The sequence below is a fragment of the Allomuricauda sp. M10 genome (assembly GCF_020782875.1).
GTDB lineage: Bacteria > Bacteroidota > Bacteroidia > Flavobacteriales > Flavobacteriaceae > Flagellimonas.
Genome location: NZ_JAJGBN010000001.1, coordinates 1,003,205 through 1,027,963, shown reverse-complemented (window position 1 = coordinate 1,027,963; position 24,759 = coordinate 1,003,205). Strand labels below are relative to the sequence as shown.

Sequence of the window (24,759 nt, the reverse complement as noted above, 5' to 3'; positions counted from 1 at the left end):
TACCCCCTAAATTGATTTATGCATTATCAAGCACATCCAATTTGGCAAAACGTAGCAACAGTTTTTTGATGCCTCCGTTATCAAAATGGATTTCGGCCTTTTTATCGTTTCCGGCACCTTCAATGCTCAACACCCTTCCCCTGCCAAAACGGCTGTGGTTTACCCTGGCGCCCACAACCAATCCTGGGTCGACTGTATTGGTATTTTCTGCAGGGGAACCCAGATCGGGTTTCAATTTTCGCAATTTTCGGAGTTGGTTCTCATTTGGGGCCTGTATGCTAGGCGGAGTGCCATTGACGGGTTTTATTTGACGGAGTTTACTCTTGTCCACATCGCCAAAGATATCGGCATTGATCATGGATTTGTATCGATACCCATCATTAACGGGAACCAGGTTGTCCACATACTTCTCATCGATTTCTTCTAAAAACCTACTAGGCTCAGCATCAATGAGTTTCCCCCATCGATATCTATTTTGGGTATAGGTGAGATAGGCCTGCTTTTCAGCCCGGGTCAAGGCCACATAGAACAGCCTACGTTCTTCTTCCAGTTCACTGCGGGTATTCATGCTCATTGCCGATGGAAAGAGATCTTCTTCCATACCCACAACATAAACAAACGGAAATTCCAATCCCTTAGCCAAGTGGATGGTCATTAGGGCAACACGGTCATCATCCCCAACCTCTTTGTCCATATCGGTGGCCAAAGCAACATCTTCCAAAAATTCGGTTAGACTGCCTGTGGCATCGGCCAATTCTTTCTGCCCTTCCACAAAATCCTTGATCCCATTCAAAAGTTCCTCAATGTTCTCCATGCGGGCAATGCCTTCGGGAGTTCCGTCTTTTTTGAATTCGAGCAACACCCCGGTCTTTTTGGCCACATGTTCCGCTAGGGTAAATGCATCCGAACTTTCATTCATGATCTGGAAGCTCTTGATCATGGTCACAAAATCGTCCAACTTGCGTTTGGTGCCGGAATTCATGCCCAGGTTGAGCTTGTCCAAATGCTCCATCACTTCAAAAATGGACCGTCCATATTGATTGGCTGCAACGACCAACTTATCTATGGTACTCTGCCCAATTCCCCTTGCCGGAAAATTAATGATCCGCTTTAAGGCTTCTTCATCTTTTGGATTGATGACCATTCGCAGATAGGCCAGTACATCCTTGATCTCCTTTCGTTGATAAAAAGAAAGTCCTCCATAAATACGATAGGGAATATCCCGTTTACGCAAAGCGTCCTCAATGGCCCTGGATTGGGAGTTGGTACGGTACAACACGGCAAAATCACCGTTTTGCATCTGATATTGCATCTTGTTCTCAAAAATGGAACCTGCCACATACCTGCCTTCCTCTGCATCGGTCGGACTGCGGTGAATTTTGATCAATCCACCATCATCATTGGAAGTCCAGACGTTTTTCTCTAGCTGGTTTTTATTGTTCGCGATGATGGAATTGGCGGCATTCACGATATTCTTGGTAGAGCGATAGTTCTGCTCCAAACGATATACGGCCACATCATCATAATCCCTTTGAAAATTGAGGATATTACTGATGTTCGCCCCACGGAAGGAATAGATACTCTGGGCATCGTCCCCCACCACACAAATGTTCTGATAACGGTCGCTCAATGCCTTTACGATCAAATATTGGGAATGGTTGGTATCTTGGTACTCATCCACCAAAATATAACGGAACCGATCTTGGTACTTCATCAAAACTTCCGGGAAGCGCGTTAAAAGCTCGTTGGTACGAAGCAAAAGATCATCAAAATCCATGGCACCGGCTTTAAAGCAACGATCTACATAATTTTGATAGATTTCCCCCATCCGTGGACGCTTGGCCATGGCATCCGCCTCTACCAGTTCAGGGTTTTGGAAATAGGCTTTAACCGTGATCAGGCTGTTTTTATAGGATGATATACGGCTTTGGATCTGTTTGTATTTATAGATGTCCTTGTCGAGTCCCATCTCCTTGATGATGGAAGCTATCAAACGTTGGGAATCTTGGGTGTCATAAATGGTAAAATTGCTCGGGAAACCGAGTTTGTCACCATCAAAACGGAGCAATTTGGCAAATACGGAGTGAAAAGTACCCATCCAAAGATTTTTGGCCTCTGAATTCCCCACAATGGTGGCAATCCGCTTCTTCATTTCTCGTGCTGCCTTGTTGGTAAAGGTCAGGGCTAGAATGTTAAAGGAGTCGACCCCCTGTTCCATCAAATGGGCAATACGGTAGGTCAATACCCGGGTCTTGCCCGAGCCCGCTCCTGCAATTACCATCAATGGACCATCCTTGTGCAGTACAGGGGCACGTTGCGCATCGTTCAATTCATCCAAAAAAGTGCTCAAAAGGTCTGCTCTTTAAAAAGTAGGGGTGAAATTAGCCAATAATGGAGACCTGCTAAAATCATACTTTCAATTTTTATAAACACTAGGGTCGGATTTCATATCATTTTTAAATATATTTAAGACCTCAACTTATATCGCTGATGAATTTTCACCGTTTTCCCCTATTCCTTATTTTTCTTATTGGCTTTTTTGGAATTTCACAAGAAAAAACTACCGGCCCTGTCGTTGCAGATTACGGCCCTGTTTTCAAAATTGAAAACCCCGATTTTAAAACGGACATGATCCAAGAATTCAAGGTGGTGTTCGATGTTATGGACAGCCCGGAATCCCATACGGTCCTTAACCAGAAATTGGAGACCGCTGCCCGGTTTTTAAATCTTCATGCCCAAGCAGGCATACCCGTTTCTCAACTTAAAGTTGCGGTGATCGTTCACAATGCGGCATCCAAGGACATCACTCACGACGAAGCATACAAGACACGTTTTGGGGTTGCCAACCCAAATGCTGGTATGGTGCAAGCTTTGCTCGATGCCGGAGTGGAAATCATTTATTGTGGGCAATCTTCAATGGCAAGGAATTTTCCAAAGGAAGATTTGATCCCAGGGGTAAAAATTGCCCTGTCAGCCATGACAGCCAACATCCAATTGCAAAACGAAGGATACCGTCCAATTAAATTATAAACCAACATGATGAAGAACATTTTATCGCTTGCCCTATTTTCCGCAAGCTTAACGATCTATGCCCAACACGGGTTGGAAAAAGACATTGCCGCCGTAGAATCCAAGGTAATTGAATGGAGACGCGACATTCACGAACACCCTGAATTGAGCAACAGGGAGTTCCAAACGGCAGAAAAAATTGCCGCACACTTAAAATCTTTAGGCATTGAAGTGCAGACCGGTGTTGCCCATACCGGTGTAGTCGGGTTGTTGAAAGGAAAAAAACCAGGAAAAGTTGTTGCGCTTCGTGCGGATATTGATGCCTTGCCCGTTACCGAGCGAAATGATCTTTCTTTCAAATCGAACGTGAAATCTGAGTATTTGGGTCAGGAAGTTGGTGTGATGCACGCTTGTGGACATGATACGCATATCGCCATTTTGATGGGTGTTGCCGAAGTACTTGCCAAGAACACGGATAAAATTCGAGGAACCGTGAAATTTATCTTCCAACCTGCGGAAGAAGGTGCGCCTCCCGGTGAAGAAGGTGGTGCCGAACTGATGGTGAAAGAAGGCGTACTGGACAACCCAAAAGTAGATGCCATTTACGGACTACACATTGGATCTTACCTTCCTGTGGGACAGATTGCCTATAAACCAGGAGGAGCTTTGGCCGCTGCACAACGTTTTGTGGTGACCATCAAAGGAAAACAATCCCATGGTTCCGCTCCATGGTCCGGGGTAGATCCTATTTATGTGGCTTCCAAAATTGTGGATGGTTATCAGTCCATCATCAGCCGCGAACTGGAATTGACCAAAGAAGCCGCTGTGATTACCGTGGGCAAGATCAGCGGTGGGGTTAGAAACAACATCATCCCCGAAAGTGCCGAACTTGTGGGAACCATCCGAACTTTGGATTACGACATGCAAAAGCAGGTGAACCAGCGTATGATAGAAATGGCGCAAGATATAGCCAAAGCCTACCGTGCTGAGGCAACCGTGGAAATTGCCAAAGGTGTGCCGATTACGTATAATGACGTAGATCTAACCGAAAAATCCCTACCCAGCCTGCAACAAATGGCTGGTGCCGAAAATGTTCATATGATCAAAGCCATTACCGGAGCTGAGGATTTTTCATTTTATCAAGAAAAAATCCCAGGTTTCTTTTTCATCCTTGGTGGGAAAGATCCAAAAGCTGGTGCAGATGAGTATTTTCCTCACCATACCCCTGATTTCAAAATTGATGACAGCGGGTTATCGCTAGGTGTTAAGGCCATGACAGAAATTGCTTTGGATTATTTGGACAGAAGCAAATAAAACCTAACTCAAACTCTAAATCCGGCCCCAATGTCTTCCATAATTTGGAATTTGGACATTGGGGCTTGATATTTGCAACGTACCTGAACTTTAAAACATGGACGCAATTCTAGATTTTTTAGGCGACATTTCATGGTGGGGATGGATTCTCATCTTTCTTTTAATCGTTGCCATTCGTGATATTTTTTTCCAAAAAGCCCATACCATCAGCCATAATTTTCCCATTGTGGGGCATTTGCGCTACTGGCTGGAAAGTATCGGCCCGGAAATGCGCCAATATTTTGTGGCCAACAACCGTGAAGAACTTCCTTTTAACCGAATTGAAAGAAGCTGGATCTACGCTTCTGCCAAAAAAGAAAACAACTATGAGGGATTCGGGACCGATCGGGACATTTACAAACACCAACACATTTTTGTTAAGAATGCCATGATCGGATTTCAGGTGCCGGAGCAACACCCAAACGTAAAAGACCCCTATTTTGTGCCTTGTGCCAAAGTCATGGGTGCCTATAACAAACGGAAGAAACCGTACCGACCAGGATCCATCATCAATGTTTCAGCGATGAGTTTTGGATCTTTGTCCGCTGCGGCCATTGAATCGCTCAACCAAGGAGTGGAAAAATGTCATGCCTACCATAATACGGGTGAAGGAGGCCTTTCCCCCTACCACAAGCGAGGAGGTGATGTTATTTTTCACTTCGGCACTGGTTATTTTGGGGTACGTAGCAAGGATGGTAATTTTTCCATGGAAAAAATGAAAATCTTGGTGGATGAAAATCCGTGCATCAAAGCCATCGAAATCAAATTATCACAAGGAGCGAAACCCGGCAAGGGTGGTGTTCTTCCGGGGTCGAAAATAACCCATGAATTAGCAGAAATTCGTGGTGTTGAGGTTGGAAAAGATGTCATTTCCCCTCCTACCCACAAAGCCTTCAAAAATATTCCGGAGCTCATGGAACTTATCGAGTCCATCGCCAATGAAACCGGATTGCCCGTAGGCATTAAAGGTGCCATCGGTAAGTTGGACCAATGGGAAGAACTCGCGGATTTGATGATCAAAACAGGCAAAGGACCCGATTTCATCACCATTGACGGTGGTGAAGGTGGAACTGGTGCAGCACCTCCCAGCTTTGCGGATCACGTTTCCCTCCCGTGGACCTATGGCTTCTCATCCGTATACAAACTCTTTTTGGACCGTGGTCTAACAGATCGCATTGTATTTATTGGAAGTGGCAAATTGGGTTTTCCCGCCAAAGGGGCCATGGCTTTTGCGATGGGCGCTGATTGCATCAATGTGGCAAGGGAGGCCATGATGAGTATCGGGTGTATCCAAGCGCAGGTTTGCCATACCAACAGATGTCCTTCGGGCGTGGCCACTCAGAACAAATGGTTGCAAAAGGGCATCAATGTGCCCCTAAAATCCGACAGGTTGGCCCAATATTTCAAAACATATCGAAAAGAATTACTGGAGATTACGCATGCTGCCGGATATGAGCATCCCTGCCAATTTCATATGGAAGACATCCAAGTAAATGTGGATGATGACTACCTTAGCAGTAATTTGCGATCCGTATTCAAATACCAAAAAGAAAAGGTGGATTTCGCCTCCATGCAAAAACTTTATGATTGTGTTCACTTAGGGGGACGCCCATCATTAGAAAAAACATTATAATTTAGCCCCGAATATTTTAACGAACAATTCCTTACTTATGAAAAAACATTTACCCCTTATACTGTTCCTGGCCTTGGTCACCTCTGCTTTCTCCCAGAAGAAAAGCGACTTGATTGCGGAAATTGAAAGTTTAAAGACCAAAATTTCCGAAGTGGAACAAGATTTGGCCAAAGCCAAGCGCGAAATTTCCTCTGCCAATGCCAAAGCGGAAACCTTGGATACCGAAAATGCTGGTCTTCGCGATGCCAATGCTACCCTGTTGAGCAACTTGAGCAACTTCTCAGAACTGTCCAAACAAAACTCCGAGAATGTGAACCGAGCTATGGCAGCACTTGCCCGTAAGGAAAAACAATTGAGTGGTGTAAATGATATGATCTCTGCCAATGATTCCACGGCCATTGTATCCTTGACCCGAATTAAGCAAACCTTGGGCGAAAATGCCAATGTAGCGGTTGGTGAAGGAGTTATTTCCATTTCGAACAGTTTGAACAACCTTTTTGGATCTGATTCTTCTTCCAAATTAACCGAGGAAGGAAAAGCGTGGTTGGCCAACGTTGCCAAAGTGATCAAATCCAACCCTAACTTCAAGACCGAAGTGGAAGGATTGAACATGACAGGAGAATTTGGCCCAACTTATGACCAAGCTGCTGCTGTGGCAAAAGAATTGGTGGAAACCTTGGAAGTTCAGACTACCCGAATTGCCATTACAGCTAGGGACGGTAATTTCAAGGAAGGCATCAATGTTAAATTACAGCCCGATTACAAAGGATTTTACGCCAAGGCCAAGGAAAGTGCCAAAGCAAGCCAATAACCCATTGGTTGTGCATACTTTTTAGGATTTTGGTTCGTTCTTGGTAAAGTAAAATCAAAACAAAAACCAAACTATCCTATGAGTGGAGATCAAATCCTTCAGCTATTTGCCTATTTAATGCCTGCGGTGGTTACCGGAGCGGTTGCCTTTTATTTTTTCAGGTTGCACACCCGTAATGAAGATGGAAGACGCCGTTTTCTATTGCACAAAGATTCCCAAAAGGATACGCTTCCGGTGCGTCTGCAAGCTTATGAGCGTATGGCCCTTTTCTTGGAACGAATTGCATTAAACAGCCTTGTGGTACGCGTTGCTCCCAAAACCAAGAGCAAGAATGATTATGAGAATCTACTCATTCAACAGATAGAAACGGAATTTGAGCACAACCTGTCCCAACAGATCTATATGTCGGATGAATGCTGGAACATCATCAAAACGGCTAAAAATGCCACGATTCAGATCATCCGCAGTGCAGGGATGAGCCAAACGGATTCCCCGGATAAATTGAGGGAAGACATCCTGAACCAAACCATGGAAAAACAATCGCCTTCGCAAACGGCCTTGGCCTTCGTGAAAAAAGAGGTGAGCGATCTTTGGGATTGATTTACTCCTGCATTTCGGGATTGATCGGGCTGGTTTCCTCGTTCTTATTTTTGGCGTAAAGATAGCCTCTTTTCCACCACAATGTCATACGTTCTTTATTGAAAATCAGTGAATTTGTAGTCAAAACTGTAGGTGTGTAGTAGAAGTTAATGATGGCGTCCTTTTGGTTGGCCACTAATTTTCCTATTCGGACATTCTGGTTTTCAATTCGATCCAACATAAAGCTGAATATAGTGGTGATCAGGTCGAAAGGGTTTTTGGAAGACATGCGGTTCAAATGGTTTACTTCGGTATGGAGTACCACCACATCTATTTCGGTTGCTCCTCGTTGTAAGGCTTCCTCAATAGGTACTAGACTTCCAAGACCGCCATCGGCATATTCGCATCCGTCCTTTTTAACCAAACTCATAAAGGGAGTGTAGTTGGAAGAAATCCAGATCCAATCACAAAATTCATCATAGGTACAATCGTTGATGGACTTATACTCCACTTGGTTCAGGGAGAGATTGGACACCGTGACCACCACATCCATGTCGCCTTCTTTCAATTCCTCAAATTCTTCTATGGTGATGGAATCCCGGATCAGTTTTCGAAGATTCTCGCTTTCCCCAAAGGTCTTTTTGCCACGGATGAAGTTTTTCACCACATTCCAGTGGTTGATGGCAATGATCTCTACCCCATGTTTTTTCTTGATGATGAAGGGACAGTTGTTAAAAATACTGTCTTGATCTACCGAAGAATAAATTTCCTTGATTTTGTCCAGTTTGTTCAACGCTAGATGGGAAATCAGGAGACTCCCGGTTGAGGTACCCACAAAAAGATCGTACTTGTGTTTGGCCTCCTGGATCAGGAATTGGGCCACGCCACCTGCAAAAGCTCCTTTACTGCCCCCACCAGAAATGACCAATGCCCTCATTCACCCAAAGTTTTGTCCAAATATTGCTTTTCTTCTTGATTTAACAAAGGATATATGGACTTGACCTTTGCCAAACTGCCTTCTTTTTTCAAAAAATCGTTCAAAATATTGCGTGCCGATTTTTTAAAATGCCAAACATGATGACTACAGGCCTCGATTAAATTTTTGAGCGACTCGTCATTGAACCCGCCAATACTCTTTAAATATTCAAAAGCCAGCAAACGTGTTTCAAAATGGAATTCTGCTCCCGTATAATTACTCAATTCCTCTAAATAAGCAGGTTTTAGATCAGAACGGTATTCTGGAGTTACGAGGGCCAAAGTCAGCCATAGCAATCGAATATTTTTGTTGGGAAACCCAATGACGGACTGCGTTTTATCAAGATAATGGCCCCTACCTTCTGGAAATCCTGACCAAAGTTTGTACAAGGCCGATTCCACAGTAGTATAGCTGGCATCGGTCAACAACGCTTCTGTTAAATTTTGTAGTTCTTGGGGAATTTTATCCAACGCTAAAATGACTGCTTGTCTGACTTTTAGGTCGCCTTCTTTTAATACATTTTCTAAAAACAAGGGCGATAGGCTCTTGCCATAATCCAATATGAGGTTTTGTTTCAGTTGGGATGAGGTGAAGGAGTCCCAAGCGTTTGACAATATAGATTCCGAGGCTTCTGGATTGTCTTCAATTTTGCTTTTGATTTCAAAATACTGTCTGATGGAAGCATTTTTCTCCATCAGAAAGGCTTGGACACTTTCAAACGGAAAATTAGAATCGTGTAACCAAGTTGATTCAAAATCGGAAAGTCCCATGCCGGAAACAGCCTCCATCTCCGCCATAAAATCGGGAATGGTCACATTTTCATATGCGTATTTTTTCAGGTAGTTCTGGATTCCTTTCTTAAAATTGGCCTCTCCCAATTTATCCTGAAGCATCACCAAGGCCCAAGCGCCTTTCTCATAAAAGGTCAGACTTCCGGCGCCTGAATTCCTCAAAGCTTCTCCTTGATCGTCCTCCGAAAAATTCTCCAAAGCGTTCGCTGTTTCCAACAAATGCCAATAAAAATAATCGTCCCCGAAAATATCCTTTTCCGCCAAATAGGCATAAAAGGTGGCAAAACCTTCGTGCAACCAATGGTGTTCGCTGCTGGTTTCGGTAACAAAATCCCCAAACCATTGATGGGCCAGTTCATGGGCATTCACATTCACGTAGTTTTTATCCACAAAAGCCGTGGAATCAATTACGTATTGGTTGGAAAAAATGGTGCAGGTAGTGTTTTCCATACCCGCATACAGAAAATCCTGAACGGGTACCTGCTTATAGTTCTGCCAAGGATAGGGCACGCCAATTTCCTTCTCCAAAAAATCAAAAATATGTTGGGTGTAGCGGTAAGTAGGCTCTACTTTTAAACTGTCCTTGGGTTCGTAATACAGTTCAATGGGTACTCCGGATGAAGATTTGAGCTCTTTTTTATCAAAATCCCCAATGGCAAACCCCACTAAGTAACTGCTCATGGGTTTTTGCATGTCAAAAAACCAATGTTTAGTATTTTGAATGCTATTAAAACTTCTATCTAGCTTTCCATTCGAAATTACTTTGTATTGCTCAGGAGCAACAATGGTAAGATCAAATTCTACTTTTTCAGTCATATCATCCAAGCTGGGCAACCAATGGCTGGTATATTTTCCTTGCCCTTGGGTCCAGATTTGCTCGTTTCCTTTAATATTGTCATTACATCCCAAAAAATAAACTGTCTGTTTGGGTGAAGTTTCATAGTAGATATATAGCTTATTGTTCCTGGAAGGTTTTAGTTTTTTGTGAACTACCAGCTTTTTATTGTCATAAAAATGACGCACCTTTTTTCCATTCAGTTCTACATTAAAGATTTTCATATTTTGTGCATCCAGAAAAAAAGTGTCAAGTTGTGAAATGACATCAAATGTATATTCTACTGACCCCTTTATTTTCAGACTATCAACATCCACATAAAAAAATGGTTTGGCTTGTGTAAAATCCACCTTGTCCTGAACCTGGGCGTTCAAGAGGTGCACAAATAGGAAAAAAATAAGAATCGGGTTCAGCTTCATACGATCATCCCATCAAAAGTCCTTCCAAATTACATATTTTAGTTCGATGAATCCCAATTTTCTACAAACTCCCATTGCCTATCTCAAAGGTGTCGGTCCCAACCGGGCCGATATCCTAAAGGCCGAACTGGGTATAGAAACCTATCGGGACCTGCTCCATCTCTTCCCCAATCGTTATTTGGACCGCACCAGTTATTACAAGATCAACCAATTGCAACCCAGTGGTGCCGATGTGCAGGTGGTTGGGAAAATCATCCACCTAAAAATGGTGGAACAAAAACGGGGGAAGCGCTTGGTGGCCACTTTTGTGGATGAAACCGGACAAATGGAACTGGTTTGGTTCCGTGGGCACAAATGGATCAAGGAAAGTTTAAAGATCAATGAACCCTACGTAGTGTTCGGTCGCGTTTCCCAATACGGAAGCACTTTTTCCATACCCCACCCCGAGATGGAACTGTTGCACCAGCATCAACAAGGATTGAAAGTAGCCATGCAGCCCATCTACCCTTCCACAGAAAAATTGAGTGCGAAGGGCATTACGAACAGGGTTGTTTCCAAAATGGTGCAGCAACTGATATTGGAATCAAAGGGATTGTTTGCAGAACCCTTGCCTGTTTCTATTTTGGATGAACTTCGACTCATTTCAAAAACCGAAGCAATACTGAACATCCATTTTCCGAAAAATCAGGAGTTGTTAGCGCGTGCTCAATTCCGATTGAAATTTGAGGAACTGTTTTTTGTGCAGATGCAATTGATTTCCAAAAAAATGCTCCGGAAACAAAAGATCAAGGGGCTACCCTTTGAAAATGTGGGCGAGAATTTCACCACTTTTTTTGAAAACCACCTTCCTTTTAACCTTACCGAAGCCCAAAAACGCGTTATCAAGGAAATCCGCAACGATTTGGGCAGCAATGCACAGATGAACCGTTTGCTGCAGGGAGATGTGGGATCCGGGAAGACCATCGTGGCCCTGATGTGCATGCTGTTGGCCATTGATAATGGGTTTCAGGCCTGTTTGATGGCTCCCACGGAAATCCTGGCCACTCAGCATTACAATGGACTCAAGGAACTATTGGTGAATATGGACCTCAAAATTGCTCTGTTGACGGGTTCCACTAAAAAATCAGAGCGGACCTTGTTGCACAATCAATTGGAAAATGGGAACCTGAACATTTTGGTGGGTACCCATGCCGTTTTGGAGGATAAAGTACAGTTCAAAAACTTGGCGTTGGCCATTGTTGATGAACAGCACCGATTTGGTGTGGCGCAACGGTCGAAGCTATGGCATAAAAATGATACTCCGCCCCATATTTTGGTGATGACGGCAACACCGATTCCCCGTACGCTGGCCATGAGTCTGTATGGCGATTTGGATGTTTCCGTGATCGACGAGCTTCCACCTGGTCGTAAACCCGTGACCACAGTCCATCGCTTTGACAACAATCGATTAAAAGTTTTTGGGTTTCTCAAGGATGAAATCAAGAAAGGTCGACAGGTGTATATCGTGTATCCCTTGATCCAAGAATCGGAAGCCATGGATTACAAAGATTTGATGGACGGATATGAGAGCATCGCCAGGGATTTTCCGCAACCGGAATATCAAATTTCCATCATTCACGGACAGATGAAACCGGCAGACAAAGACTACGAAATGGAACGCTTCGTAAAGGGTGAGACCCAAATTATGGTGGCCACAACGGTAATTGAAGTCGGGGTAAACGTTCCCAATGCCTCGGTGATGATCATTGAAAGCGCGGAACGCTTTGGGCTTTCCCAATTGCACCAGCTTCGTGGGCGTGTAGGCCGAGGAGCCGAGCAGAGCTTTTGTATTTTAATGACGGGCCACAAATTGTCCGAAGATGCCAAAACCCGTTTGCAGACCATGACCAGAACCAACGACGGTTTTGAAATTGCCGAAGTGGACCTAAAACTACGTGGACCGGGCGATTTGATGGGTACCCAACAAAGTGGCCTGTTGGCGTTGAAGATTGCCGACATTGTAAAGGACAACCAAATTTTACAGACCGCTCGGTATCATGCCATGCAATTGTTGAAAAACGACCCCAGATTGGAAAAAGAGGAAAATGCACCTGTTCTGAGGGCATTTACCAGAATCATGACCAACAAAACCATCTGGAATTATATAAGTTGAAGTCAAGTATCTGGTCAGTTTGGATTTTGTTATTTCTTTGAGTTTGATTTCATGTTATAATTTGAAAATCAAACACCTTCATTTGTTATCATTCCCTTTTTTTCATTAAAACCATCGTTGAACATCGTAATTTTATCCTGTTCCATTAAACACATTTTCATTCAAATTTTAACTTTGTAAGCTTACATAATTTGATTGTTACCATGAGCAAAACACTTTTTGATAAAGTATGGGATTCCCATGTAGTTCAGCATATTGATAATGGCCCGGATGTACTGTTCATAGACAGGCATTTGGTCCACGAAGTTACGAGTCCCGTGGCTTTTCTCGGGTTGAAGAACCGAGGCATTAAGGTATTGTACCCAGAACGCACTTTCGCCACTGCGGATCACAACACCCCAACCATAAATCAACATTTGCCCGTTCAAGATCCATTGTCCGCCAACCAATTGAAAGCTTTGGAGGAGAATGCAACGGCATACGATATCCCTTATTGGGGTCTTGGACATAAGAAAAATGGAATCGTACACGTGATCGGTCCAGAGAATGGCATCACCGTTCCCGGAGCAACCATTGTATGTGGAGATTCCCACACTTCAACCCATGGTGCATTTGGCGCCATCGCCTTCGGTATCGGTACCAGCGAGGTAGAAATGGTTTTGTCCACCCAATGCATCATGCAACCGAAACCCAAGAAAATGCGCATCAACATCAACGGGAGCCTGAACAAGGCTGTAACCCCAAAAGATGTGGCGTTGTTCATCATTTCCAAATTGACCACTTCTGGTGCTACCGGATATTTTGTGGAATATGCAGGCGATGTGTTCAAGAATATGTCCATGGAAGGAAGGATGACCGTTTGTAACCTTAGTATCGAAATGGGTGCAAGAGGTGGAATGGTTGCTCCAGATGAGAAAACATTTGAGTACATCAAAGGCCGTGAATACACACCTAAAGGTGCCGATTGGGACAAAGCAATGGAATTCTGGAAAACCTTGTATTCGGACAGCGATGCTGTATTTGACAAAGAATTGACCTTCCCTGCCAGCGAAATTGAACCCATGATTACCTATGGTACCAACCCTGGTATGGGTATGGGCATCAAAAATGATATTCCATTGGCCGAAGCTGTTGAAGGCGGCGTAGCCACCTATAAAAAATCATTGGAATACATGGCGTTCAATGAAGGTGATGCCATGATAGGCAAGCCCATCGACTTTGTGTTTTTGGGAAGCTGTACCAATGGTAGAATCGAAGATTTTAGGGCTTTTGCCTCTATCGTAAAAGGAAGGAAAAAAGCAGACAACGTAACCGCTTGGTTGGTTCCAGGATCACATCAAGTGGAAGCAGCTATCAAAGAAGAAGGTATTTTGGATATTTTGCAAGATGCCGGATTTGAACTGCGTGAACCGGGTTGTTCTGCCTGTTTGGCCATGAACGACGACAAGGTTCCTGCAGGGAAATATGCGGTGAGCACTTCCAACCGAAACTTTGAAGGTAGACAAGGACCAGGTGCCAGAACGTTGTTGGCCAGTCCATTGGTTGCTGCCGCTGCAGCCGTGACCGGAAAGGTGACCGACCCAAGGGAACTCATGGAAGAAGTCTACGCGTAACAATAAACAATGTACAATCAACAATAATCAATTAACATTTTACAATGTGATCATTTGAAGTAGATAATTGGTCATTGCTAATTGTTAATTGAAGAATTGATAACTGAAAATTGAAACAACATGGCATACGATAAATTCAGCATATTAAAAAGTTCAGCGGTTCCCATGCCGATAGAGAATGTGGATACCGACCAGATCATTCCAGCTCGTTTCCTTAAAGCAACGGAAAGAAAAGGTTTTGGAGACAACCTGTTTCGCGATTGGCGCTACAACTCCGATGGCACTCCTAAGGAGCATTTTGTATTGAACAACCCCATTTACAGTGGAAAAATTCTGGTTGGTGGTAAAAACTTTGGTTCTGGGTCTTCACGCGAGCATGCCGCTTGGGCCGTGTACGATTACGGGTTCCGATGTGTGGTTTCCAGCTTTTTTGCTGATATTTTTAGAAATAACTGTTTGAACATTGGGGTATTGCCGGTTCAGGTGAGTCCCGAGTTTTTGGACAAAATCTTCAAGGCCATCGAAGCAGATCCCAACACGGAATTGGAAGTGAACCTTCCCGAGCAGACCATTACCATTTTGGCTACTGGAGAAAAGGAAAGCTTCGACATCAACGATTACAAAAAAGGCAACATGCTCAACGGATTTGACGATATCGATTATCTGTTGAACATCAAGGAAGGCATCCAAACCTTTGCCGAGAACACACCACTTTAATCTGACCTTCAGAACAAGGCACGAGAATGAAAACACGCACCGTTGAAATCATGGACACCACCCTTCGGGATGGTGAACAAACCTCTGGGGTATCCTTTTCCGCATCGGAGAAGCTCACCTTGGCAAAACTCCTTTTGGAAGAACTCAAGGTTGACCGCATTGAGGTAGCCTCTGCACGTGTTTCCGAAGGAGAAATGAAAGCGGTGCAGAGCATTACCGAGTGGGCCGCGTCCGAAGGATTATTATCCAAAGTAGAAGTGTTGACGTTTGTGGATGGTGGTGTGTCATTAAAATGGATGCAAGAAGCAGGTGCCAAGGTGCAGAACTTGCTGACCAAAGGTTCGTTGAACCATCTAACTCACCAGCTCAAAAAAACTCCAGAACAACATTTCAATGAAATTGCTGAGGTGGTTTCCAAAGGAAAAGCATTGGGAATCGATACCAATGTGTACTTGGAGGATTGGAGCAACGGCATGCGCAACTCCAAGGAGTACGTGATGCAATTCTTGGATTTTTTGACGAAGCAACCCATCAAACGCATTTTGTTGCCTGATACCCTTGGTGTGTTGACACCAGCAGAAACAGGAGCATTTTTCAAGGAAATTATTGAACGTTATCCGAATACCCATTTTGACTTTCATGGTCATAACGATTACGACTTGAGTGTGGCCAATGTTATGGAAGCCTTACAAGCCGGAGCCAATGGTCTTCACCTTACCGTAAATGGAATGGGTGAACGTGCGGGGAACGCTCCACTGGCCAGTGTGGTCGCGGTAATCAACGATTTTTTACCTGAAATCACCATTGGGGTAAAGGAGTCCTCGCTATATAAAGTGAGTAAATTGGTATCCGCCTTTACCGGTTTTGGCATACCTGACAATAAACCAATTGTAGGCGACAATGTCTTTACCCAAACTGCTGGAATACATGCAGATGGAGATAGTAAAAAGAATCTTTACTTTAATGATTTATTACCGGAACGTTTCGGCAGGAAGCGCAAATATGCCCTAGGAAAAACTTCAGGTAAGGCGAACATCCAGAAGAATTTACAGGAACTTGGATTGACCCTCAACGATGACGAGCTGAAAAAAGTTACGGAACGCATCATCGAACTTGGAGACAAGAAGGAACGTGTTACCAAGGACGATCTTCCTTATATCATTTCGGATGTCCTGGACAGCAACCTGCATCAGCAAAAAGTGTTCGTGAAATCGTATGTGCTCACGCATTCCAAAGGATTAAAGCCTTCCACTACCCTTTCCATTGAAATTGAAGGGAAATTGTACGAGGAAAGCTCACAAGGAGATGGACAGTTTGATGCCTTCATCAACGCTTTGAAAAAGGTCTACAAAAAAGAAAACCGCGAGCTTCCCAAATTGGTGGATTATGCCGTTCGGATACCCCCTGGCAGTACTTCCGACGCCCTATGCGAAACCGTGATCACATGGCAGACCAAGGACAAGGATTTCACCACCCGTGGACTCGATTCCGACCAAACGGTATCGGCAATTAAGGCCACCGAAAAAATGCTAAATCTCGTATAATGAGGCATAGACAAAAATTCTACCATAAACCAATAACGATTAACGAAGAACGATAAAAATGAAACTAAACATAGCCCTTTTGGCCGGGGATGGAATTGGCCCAGAAGTAATTGACCAAGCCGTAAAAGTATCCAATGCCGTAGCTGAAAAATTCGGTCATGAAATCGAGTGGACCCCAGCTTTGACTGGTGCCGCTGCTATTGATGCTGTTGGAGAACCTTATCCAGATACTACTCACGACATCTGTGTAGCTGCGGATGCCGTTCTTTTTGGCGCCATTGGCCACCCAAGGTTTGACAACGACCCATCCGCCAAAGTAAGGCCCGAGCAAGGCTTGTTGAAAATGCGCCAAAAATTGGGACTTTTCGCCAATGTGCGACCCACGTTCACCTTTCCATCCTTGATTGATAAGTCACCTTTGAAAAGAGAACGTATTGAAGGAACCGATTTAGTGTTCTTGCGCGAATTGACCGGAGGTATTTACTTTGGGAAAAGAGGTCGAGAGGATAACGACAATACCGCATACGATACCTGTACCTACACCCGCGAAGAAGTAGAGCGTTTGGCACGCAAAGGCTTTGAAATGGCCTTACAACGTTCCAAAAAACTATGTTGCGTGGATAAAGCCAATGTATTGGAAACTTCCCGTTTGTGGAGGGAAACCGTACAAAAATTGGAAAAGGAATATCCTGAAGTTCAGGTTTCTTACGAATTTGTGGATGCCGTGGCCATGCGTTTGGTGCAATGGCCAAGTTCCTATGATGTTTTGATCACCGAAAACCTTTTTGGCGATATCTTGACCGATGAAGCTTCCGTTATTTCAGGATCTATGGGATTGATGCCATCAGCTTCTTTGGGTGAAAAGACTTCATTGTTCGAGCCGATCCACGGTTCTTACCCACAAGCCGCAGGAAAAGACATCGCCAACCCATTGGCGACAGTGTTGTCCGCAGCCATGATGTTCGAAACAGCATTTGGATTGAAAGATGAAGCCGAAGCCATTAGAGAAGTGGTAAACAAATCACTGACCGAAGGTGTGGTTACTGAAGATTTGGCCGATGGTGGAAAAGCCTTCAAAACCAGCGAAGTTGGCGATTGGTTGGCTAAAAACGTTTAAAACTTTTAATCTATCGCAAAAATACAGGGATACGTCATTCTGAATTTATTTCAGAATCTCATCTTGTTATTTTTCTTTTAATGAGAACCCGAAACAAGTTCAGGTTGACGGTTTTTCCTAAATAATAGTAATAAAAAAAGCCCCGAAGAATCGGGGCTTTTTTTGTTTTCTTAGATTTCTCGTCGTGTCCATCCCACTCCACGAAATGACACCTCTTTGCTGTGAATTAGTCATTTCGAACGAATGTGAGAAATCTAAATCATACTGCCGACAAAGTGATTTCAAATTGTAAACCAGTTGTTTACAAAATATAATCCGTACTCAAGAAGTTGCTCACTTTCGCTTCTAGCAATTGCTCGATGGTTTGGTTGTTCAATTCATTGTCCTTGAACGCCACAAACGTTCGGATGGAGAACGATCGAAGGGCATCATGCACGCTCAAGGTGGATTGAGCGGAGTCTTTTCTTCCCGTAAACGGATACACGTCCGGTCCACGTTGACAGGAACTGTTCAGATTTACCCTACAGACCAAGTTGGCCAAGGTATCGATCAATGGGGAAAGTGTATACACATCTTTTCCAAAGAGACTTACCTGTTGACCGTAATTGGATTCTGCCATATCTTCCAACGGCTCTTCAATATCTTTAAAGGAAAGTACTGGGATGATCGGTCCAAACTGTTCCTCTTCATACACTCTCATATCCTTTTTAACTGGATAAACCACAGCAGGCCAGATGTAATTATCAAAATGCTTCCCTCCTTTTTTGTTCAAAATCTTGGCGCCTTTTGCTTTTGCATCGTCCAACAATTCCTGAATATAAGCCGGCTTTTCAGGCTCAGGAAGAGGGGTCAATTGCACACCATCATCCCATGGATTGCCAAATTTCAAGGCATCTACCTTTTCGGAGAATCGTTTTAAAAACTCATCCTTGACATCCTCGTGCACATATACTACTTTAAGAGCAGTACAACGCTGTCCGTTAAAAGATAAGGTTCCAGAAATGCACTCGTTGATAGTAAGGTCCAAATCTGCATCGGGTAAAACAATCGCTGGATTCTTGGCTTCCAAGCCCAACACCAACCTTAGCCTATTGCTTTTTGGGTGTTGGTCCTGCAAGGCATTGGCCGATTTACTATTCCCAATCAAAGCCAGTACATCCACCTTACCAGTTTTCATTATAGGCGCCGCTACAGCTCTACCTCTACCAAAAAGTATATTGACCACTCCTTTGGGGAAACTGCTCTGAAAAGCCTCTAAAAGCGGCGTAATCAAAAGAACACCGTGCTTTGCAGGTTTAAATATGGTTGTATTCCCCATGATGATGGCGGGAATCAACAATGCAAAGGTCTCGTTCAAAGGATAGTTGTACGGACCCAAACACAGCACAACACCCAAAGGACCTCTTCGGATATGGGCATATACACCATCGTGCTTATCGAATTTGGCACACCCACGGTCCAGTTGCTTGTACTCTTCAATGGTATCATAAATATACTCAACGGTACGATCAAATTCCTTGTAAGAGTCGGGTTTGGATTTCCCGATTTCCCACATGAGGAGCTTTACCACTTCCTCACGTTTTTTCTCCATTTTTTTCACGAAGGATTCCATGCACTGGATACGATCCTTCACTTTCATGATAGGCCAAACCCCCTGGCCCCTGTCATAAGCAGACATTGCGGCATCAAGGGCTTGCAAGGCCTCGGTTTCACCCATATCGGGAATACTGCCCAAAACAGTCGGGGCATATTCCTTGGTGGAAGAAATGGTCGAAATTACTTGGCTGGTTGCGCCATCCCATTTGCGCAGCTCTCCATTTACCAAATACGTTTTTTGGTGTATTTCTTCGGTAATCTGAAAAGCTTCAGGAATAACGTTGGTTGTTTTAGACATATATGTTGTTGTTTATAGAATTAGTGTTCTTGAAAATGGTCGTCCATGCTATACAAAGCTAATTAAAAAGCGTATGAAAACTACTTGATTTCAATGGCATTATGGTGAAACAAGCAGGTTATCAGCAATTAAAACAAGATAAGGGTTTGTTGTTAAAATCAGATCAGGTATTGAAAAAGATCGGGCTTGTCATTCAAGTAATCCCCAAAAAAATGCCTGGCTTTCATCCGTTGGATCAAGGGTTCCAAATCGTCCGAGGATTTCAGTTCGATACCTACTACAGCAGGTGCATTTTCCCTACTCGACTTTTTGGAATATTCAAAATGGGTAATGTCGTCATTTGGACCCAAGATCTCGGCCACAAATTCTTTGAGCGCTCCAGGTCTTTGGGGAAAACGGACGATAAAATAATGTTTCAGATTGGCATAGAGCAAAGCTCGTTCCTTTATTTCTGCCGTTCTGGTAATGTCATTGTTGCTGCCACTTACAATGCAGACCACATTCTTGCCTTTGATTTCCTCGGCAAAATCATCCAACACGGCAATCGTCAAAGCTCCAGCAGGTTCCACAACAATGGCATCACGGTTGTACAGGTCCAAAATAGTTTGGCACACTTTACCTTCTGCAACCAAGACCATTTCACTTAAACAATCACTACAAATAGGATACGTTAATGACCCTACTTTCTGCACTGCTGCCCCATCGATAAACTTATCGATTTCATTCAACAGGGTCAACCTTCCTGATTCTATGGAACGTTTCATGGATGGAGCTCCAAGAGGCTCAACACCGATGATTTTGGTTGATGGCGACAAGGCCTTGAAAGCGCCACACAATCCCGAGACTAATCCGCCCCCGCCTACTGGAACAAAAAGATAATCAATGGGTTCCTGTGATTGTTCAAGAATTTCCAACCCGACGGTACCTTGCCCTTCAATGATTTTTTCATCATCAAATGGATGCACAAATGTCTTGTTGTTTTGGCTGCAGAACAATTGGGCCGCCTTATTGGCATCATCGAATGTATCTCCTTCCAAAATCACTTCGACCCAATCCCCACCGAACATTTTGGTCTGGTCGATTTTCTGTTTTGGGGTAACTACGGGCATAAAGATGGTCCCCTTCACCTCCAAATGACTACAGGCAAAGGCGACCCCTTGGGCATGGTTACCGGCACTGGCACAGACCACGCCTTGTTCCAACTGAGTTTTGGAAAGCGAAGCGATTTTATTAAAAGCACCCCTGATCTTATAGCTTCGGACCCGTTGTAGATCTTCACGCTTAAAAAGAATATTGGCCCCATATTTTTTGGAATAGCGGATACTTTGCTGCAAAGACGTCTTTTCCACAACTTGTGAAATAGCCTCTGCCGCTTGTTGAATGTCCGCCAATTGCGGAAAGTATGTCTCCACGGTTTCGTTGTTCATGGGGCCAATACGCTAGGATTATATTGGCTTCATTGCGGTCATGGATGCACGTAACCTGGCACCTACAACCTCAACATTGTGTGTTCTGATGGCTTTGTTGACCTTAATCAATTTAATATTGTCCACGCCATTGTCCTTGCCTTCACCGAAATGTTTTCCAATCACATCGGTATCGATTTTCTTCATGAAATCGGTCAATAAAGGTTTACAGGCATGATCGAACAAATAACAACCATACTCAGCGGTATCGGAAATTACACGGTTCATCTCGAACAATTTCTTTCTGGCGATGGTGTTGGCGATCAGAGGCGTTTCGTGCAAGGATTCGTAATATGCAGACTCACCGATGATTCCGGATTCGGTCATCGTTTCAAAAGCCAATTCCACTCCAGATTTTACCATGGCCACCATCAATACACCATTATCGTAGTATTCTTGTTCTGAGATAGATACATTACCAGCAGGTGTCTTTTCGAAGGCTGTTTCTCCGGTTTCGGCTCTCCAATCCAATAGATTTTTATCACCATTGGCCCAATCTTCCATCATGGTTTTGGAGAAATGTCCGCTCATGATGTCATCCATGTGCTTTTGGAACAGCGGACGCATGATCACCTTCAATTCTTCAGCCAAATCAAAAGCCTTGATCTTAGCAGGGTTGGACAAACGGTCCATCATATTGGTGATACCCCCTTGTTTCAAACCTTCGGTGATGGTTTCCCATCCATATTGGATCAATTTGGAAGCATATCCTTTATCGATTCCTTTTTCCACCATTTTGTTGAAGGAAAGAATGGAACCGGTCTGCAACAAACCACAAAGAATGGTCTGCTCTCCCATCAAATCCGATTTTACCTCGGCCACGAAAGAAGATTCCAATACCCCGGCCTTATCACCACCAGTTGCAGCGGCATAAGCTTTGGCTTGCTCCAGTCCTTTTCCTTCTGGATCGTTCTCTGGATGTACGGCGATCAGGGTAGGTACCCCGAAGCCTCTTTTGTACTCTTCACGAACCTCTGAACCTGGGCTTTTTGGCGCTACCATAATAACGGTCAAATCCTTACGCACTTGCATACCCTCTTCCACGATGTTGAATCCGTGAGAGTAGGACAAAGTAGCTCCTTTTTTCATCAAAGGCATTACGGCACCAACCACTTTTGTGTGTTGCTTGTCCGGAGTTAGGTTGATGACCAAATCGGCCGTTGGAATCAATTCCTCATAAGTTCCTACAACGAAGTTGTTTTCGGAAGCATTCTTGAAGGACTGTCTTTTTTCTTTGATGGCGGCTTCACGAAGGGTGTAGGATACATCCAAACCGGAGTCGCGCATGTTAAGACCTTGGTTCAAACCTTGGGCCCCACAGCCTATGATCACAATTTTCTTTCCTTTTAAAGCCGAAACACCATCAGCAAACTCGCTGGGGTCCATAAACCTACATTTTCCCAATTGGGTCAATTGCTCACGAAGCGATAGTGTATTAAAGTAATTTGCCATTTTAATGATTTGATTTTATGCTATTTAGTTTTCTTGAAATTCTGTCAAAAGTTCGGATATCGGCATGGCCGCCTTGGTCACCGCAATACGGCCAGAACGCACAAACTGCATGATTCCGTAAGGCTCCAATGCATTGTGCATCTCGTCTATTTCATGTCTGCGACCTGTTTTGGCCAGCACAAAAAATTCACGGTTCACCGTTACGATTTGCGAATTGCTCTCTTTGATGATGTTCTGGATCTGACGTTCATCGAACAACAAATGCGAAGCGATCTTGAACAGGGCGGATTCCTGATAAATGATGTCGTCATCGGTATGGTAAAACGCCTTGATGACCTCTATCTGCTTTTCAATCTGGTGTACGATCTTACGCGTCCAATCTTCCGTAGTGAAAATGACAATCGTAAATTTAGAAACACCTTCAATTTCTGATTTTGAGACATTTAAGCCTTCTATATTGATGTGTCTCTTCAAGAATATTCCTGATATTCTATTCAGTAATCCCACGTTATTTTCGGAATACACCGATATGGTATACCATTGTTTTTCCATAGTGTCTAATATTGTATCTGAATCAGATTACTCTTATGAAAACCTGCTTTGACAGGTTGACCAAAATAATCCGAGAACCTCTTTTGTTGATTGAATTATTTTAATCTGATGTCGGCTACCGAGGCACCTGTTGGAATCATCGGGAAAACGTTGTCCTCTTTTTCCACTTTTACCTCCAAAAAGTAAGGGTCCTTGGAAGCAATCATTTCTTCCACAGCATCCTTCAATTCGGAACGTTGTACTACCCTTCTGGCTTTGATGTGATATCCTTCGGCAATTTTTACAAAATCAGGATTGGTCATTACGGTTGATGCATATCGACTTTCAAAGAAAAGCTCCTGCCATTGGCGAACCATTCCCAAGTGATCATTGTTGAGCACCACAATTTTTACCGGTACGTTGTGTTGAAAAATTACACCCATTTCCTGGATGGTCATCTGATAACCACCATCCCCGATAATGGCAACAACCTCACGGTCCATGGCACCCATTTTGGCCCCAATGGCCGCTGGAAGTCCAAATCCCATGGTGCCCAAGCCGCCAGAAGTGATATTGCTTTTCGTCTCTTTGAACTTGGCATATCTACAGGCTATCATTTGGTGTTGCCCCACGTCGGAAACAATTACAGCATTATTGCCCGTAGCGATGTTTATCTGTTCCATGACCTCACCCATGGTCAATCCTTCTTTGGTAGGGTGAATATCTTTTTGGATAACGGTCTCAAACTCAATTTGATGTTTTTTATCAAATTCAGCAAGCCAATCCTTGTGTTCGTTCTTGTTGATCAATGGCAACAACATACCCAATGTTTCCTTTGCATTGCCCATAACAGCAACATCAACCTTTACATTTTTGTTGACCTCAGCTGGGTCGATTTCAAAATGGATGATTTTGGCTTGTTTGGCATACGTGGCCAAATTACCGGTAACACGGTCGTCAAATCGCATACCGATAGCGATGAGAACATCGCATTCATTGGTCAAAACATTTGGACCATAATTCCCGTGCATACCAACCATACCTACGTTCAACGGATGGTCTGTTTCCATTGCGGAAAGGCCCAAAATGGTCCAGGCGGCAGGAATTCCTCCTTTTTCCACCAATGCTTTCAATTCAGCTTCAGCTTCGCCCAAAATCACCCCTTGACCAAAAATGATGTACGGTTTTTTGGCATTGTTGATGAGTTCAGCGGCTTTTTCAATAGCTAAAGAATCGGGCGCTGGGACCGGCTTGTAACTTCTCACTCCAGTGCATTTTTCGTATTTGAAATCCAGTTCATCAAACTGGGCATTTTTGGTGATATCTACCAAAACGGGGCCCGGTCTTCCAGATCTTGCAATATAAAATGCCTTTGCCATGATCTCTGGAATCTCTTCAACCCGTGTAATTTGATAGTTCCATTTGGTTACCGGTGTGGAAATACCCACAATATCCGTTTCTTGGAACGCATCGGAACCCAAAAGACTTCTGGTCACCTGACCAGTGATGCAAACCATCGGGGTTGAATCGATTTGTGCATCGGCAATACCCGTAACCAAATTGGTGGCACCAGGACCTGAAGTGGCCATGGCAACTCCTACTCTTCCGGTAACCCTTGCATAGCCTTGCGCAGCGTGAGCCGCACCTTGCTCGTGACGGGTAAGGATGTGCGTCAGCTTGTCCTGAAACTTATACAACTCGTCATAAACAGGCATAATGGCTCCACCGGGATAACCATAGATCAAATCCACCCCTTCGGCCAACAAACAATGGATGAGGGCCTCTGCACCCGTGATGCGCATGGTGGTTTCCTGTTTTTTCTCCTTCTTTTCCGCTTTCAATGTTTCCATAAGCTTATCTTTTTCGG

Annotated in this window: 18 protein-coding genes; 10 read left to right on the top strand and 8 right to left on the bottom strand. The window is 43.9% G+C overall.

Annotation, left to right across the window (positions count from 1 at the left end):
- Positions 1-16 precede the first annotated feature (16 nt).
- The gene (locus LKX84_RS04960; protein WP_228236005.1) at positions 17-2,350 is read right to left on the bottom strand and encodes an ATP-dependent helicase; all 2,334 of its coding nucleotides are present in this window, start codon (positions 2,348-2,350) and stop codon (positions 17-19) included.
- Between the two features lie 140 nt (positions 2,351-2,490).
- Here LKX84_RS04960 and LKX84_RS04955 point away from each other — a divergent pair, with 140 nt between their 5' ends.
- From LKX84_RS04955 to LKX84_RS04935, 5 genes are all read left to right on the top strand, one after another.
- A complete protein-coding gene (locus LKX84_RS04955) occupies positions 2,491-3,030 on the top strand; it encodes a DsrE family protein (RefSeq protein ID WP_228236004.1) in 540 nt (179 codons plus the stop codon).
- A gap of 9 nt (positions 3,031-3,039) precedes the next feature.
- Positions 3,040-4,323 (top strand): amidohydrolase, encoded by a 1,284-nt coding sequence (locus tag LKX84_RS04950; RefSeq protein WP_228236086.1) that lies wholly within the window; start codon positions 3,040-3,042, stop codon positions 4,321-4,323.
- A 97-nt stretch (positions 4,324-4,420) separates the two neighbouring features.
- Positions 4,421-5,995, top strand: a complete 1,575-nt coding sequence (locus LKX84_RS04945; protein WP_228236003.1) for an FMN-binding glutamate synthase family protein — start codon at positions 4,421-4,423, stop codon at positions 5,993-5,995.
- A 37-nt stretch (positions 5,996-6,032) separates the two neighbouring features.
- On the top strand, positions 6,033-6,806 hold the full coding sequence (locus LKX84_RS04940; protein ID WP_228236002.1) for a hypothetical protein: 774 nt from the start codon (positions 6,033-6,035) through the stop codon (positions 6,804-6,806).
- Between the two features lie 78 nt (positions 6,807-6,884).
- Positions 6,885-7,406 carry a hypothetical protein gene (locus LKX84_RS04935; RefSeq protein ID WP_228236001.1) on the top strand — a complete coding sequence of 174 codons (522 nt, stop codon included), beginning with the start codon at positions 6,885-6,887 and terminating at the stop codon, positions 7,404-7,406.
- Position 7,407: 1 nt separating this feature from the next.
- Here LKX84_RS04935 and LKX84_RS04930 read toward each other — a convergent pair whose 3' ends face one another.
- Positions 7,408-8,322, bottom strand: a complete 915-nt coding sequence (locus LKX84_RS04930) for a patatin family protein (protein WP_228236000.1) — start codon at positions 8,320-8,322, stop codon at positions 7,408-7,410.
- Positions 8,319-10,406: a M1 family metallopeptidase gene (locus LKX84_RS04925; protein ID WP_228235999.1), complete on the bottom strand. Its 2,088-nt coding sequence runs from the start codon at positions 10,404-10,406 to the stop codon at positions 8,319-8,321. The genes LKX84_RS04930 and LKX84_RS04925 overlap by 4 nt, the downstream gene beginning before the upstream one ends.
- Positions 10,407-10,452: 46 nt before the next feature.
- Between LKX84_RS04925 and recG the strand changes: the two genes are divergently transcribed.
- From recG to leuB, 5 genes are all read left to right on the top strand, one after another.
- Positions 10,453-12,558, top strand: a complete 2,106-nt coding sequence (gene recG / locus LKX84_RS04920) for an ATP-dependent DNA helicase RecG (protein ID WP_228235998.1) — start codon at positions 10,453-10,455, stop codon at positions 12,556-12,558.
- Positions 12,559-12,761: 203 nt separating this feature from the next.
- A complete protein-coding gene (leuC, locus tag LKX84_RS04915; RefSeq protein ID WP_228235997.1) occupies positions 12,762-14,171 on the top strand; it encodes a 3-isopropylmalate dehydratase large subunit in 1,410 nt (469 codons plus the stop codon).
- Positions 14,172-14,291: 120 nt separating this feature from the next.
- Entirely contained in the window at positions 14,292-14,888 is a 597-nt protein-coding gene (gene leuD, locus LKX84_RS04910) for a 3-isopropylmalate dehydratase small subunit (RefSeq protein ID WP_228235996.1), read from the top strand.
- Positions 14,889-14,914: 26 nt separating this feature from the next.
- Positions 14,915-16,432 carry an alpha-isopropylmalate synthase regulatory domain-containing protein gene (locus tag LKX84_RS04905; RefSeq protein WP_228235995.1) on the top strand — a complete coding sequence of 506 codons (1,518 nt, stop codon included), beginning with the start codon at positions 14,915-14,917 and terminating at the stop codon, positions 16,430-16,432.
- A gap of 58 nt (positions 16,433-16,490) precedes the next feature.
- The gene (gene leuB / locus LKX84_RS04900; protein ID WP_228235994.1) at positions 16,491-17,549 is read left to right on the top strand and encodes a 3-isopropylmalate dehydrogenase; all 1,059 of its coding nucleotides are present in this window, start codon (positions 16,491-16,493) and stop codon (positions 17,547-17,549) included.
- A gap of 301 nt (positions 17,550-17,850) precedes the next feature.
- On the opposite strand, the gene LKX84_RS04895 is transcribed toward leuB, so the two are convergent.
- The 5 genes from LKX84_RS04895 to ilvB form a co-directional block, all read right to left on the bottom strand.
- Positions 17,851-19,443 (bottom strand): NADP-dependent glyceraldehyde-3-phosphate dehydrogenase, encoded by a 1,593-nt coding sequence (locus LKX84_RS04895; RefSeq protein ID WP_228235993.1) that lies wholly within the window; start codon positions 19,441-19,443, stop codon positions 17,851-17,853.
- Positions 19,444-19,601: 158 nt separating this feature from the next.
- Positions 19,602-20,870 (bottom strand): threonine ammonia-lyase IlvA, encoded by a 1,269-nt coding sequence (gene ilvA, locus LKX84_RS04890; protein WP_228235992.1) that lies wholly within the window; start codon positions 20,868-20,870, stop codon positions 19,602-19,604.
- 18 nt (positions 20,871-20,888) lie between these two features.
- Positions 20,889-22,361: a ketol-acid reductoisomerase gene (ilvC, locus tag LKX84_RS04885; protein WP_228235991.1), complete on the bottom strand. Its 1,473-nt coding sequence runs from the start codon at positions 22,359-22,361 to the stop codon at positions 20,889-20,891.
- 24 nt (positions 22,362-22,385) lie between these two features.
- Positions 22,386-22,913, bottom strand: coding sequence for an acetolactate synthase small subunit (gene ilvN / locus LKX84_RS04880; RefSeq protein ID WP_228235990.1), 528 nt, complete (start codon positions 22,911-22,913; stop codon positions 22,386-22,388).
- 95 nt (positions 22,914-23,008) lie between these two features.
- A complete protein-coding gene (gene ilvB / locus LKX84_RS04875) occupies positions 23,009-24,742 on the bottom strand; it encodes a biosynthetic-type acetolactate synthase large subunit (RefSeq protein WP_228235989.1) in 1,734 nt (577 codons plus the stop codon).
- Positions 24,743-24,759 lie beyond the last annotated feature (17 nt).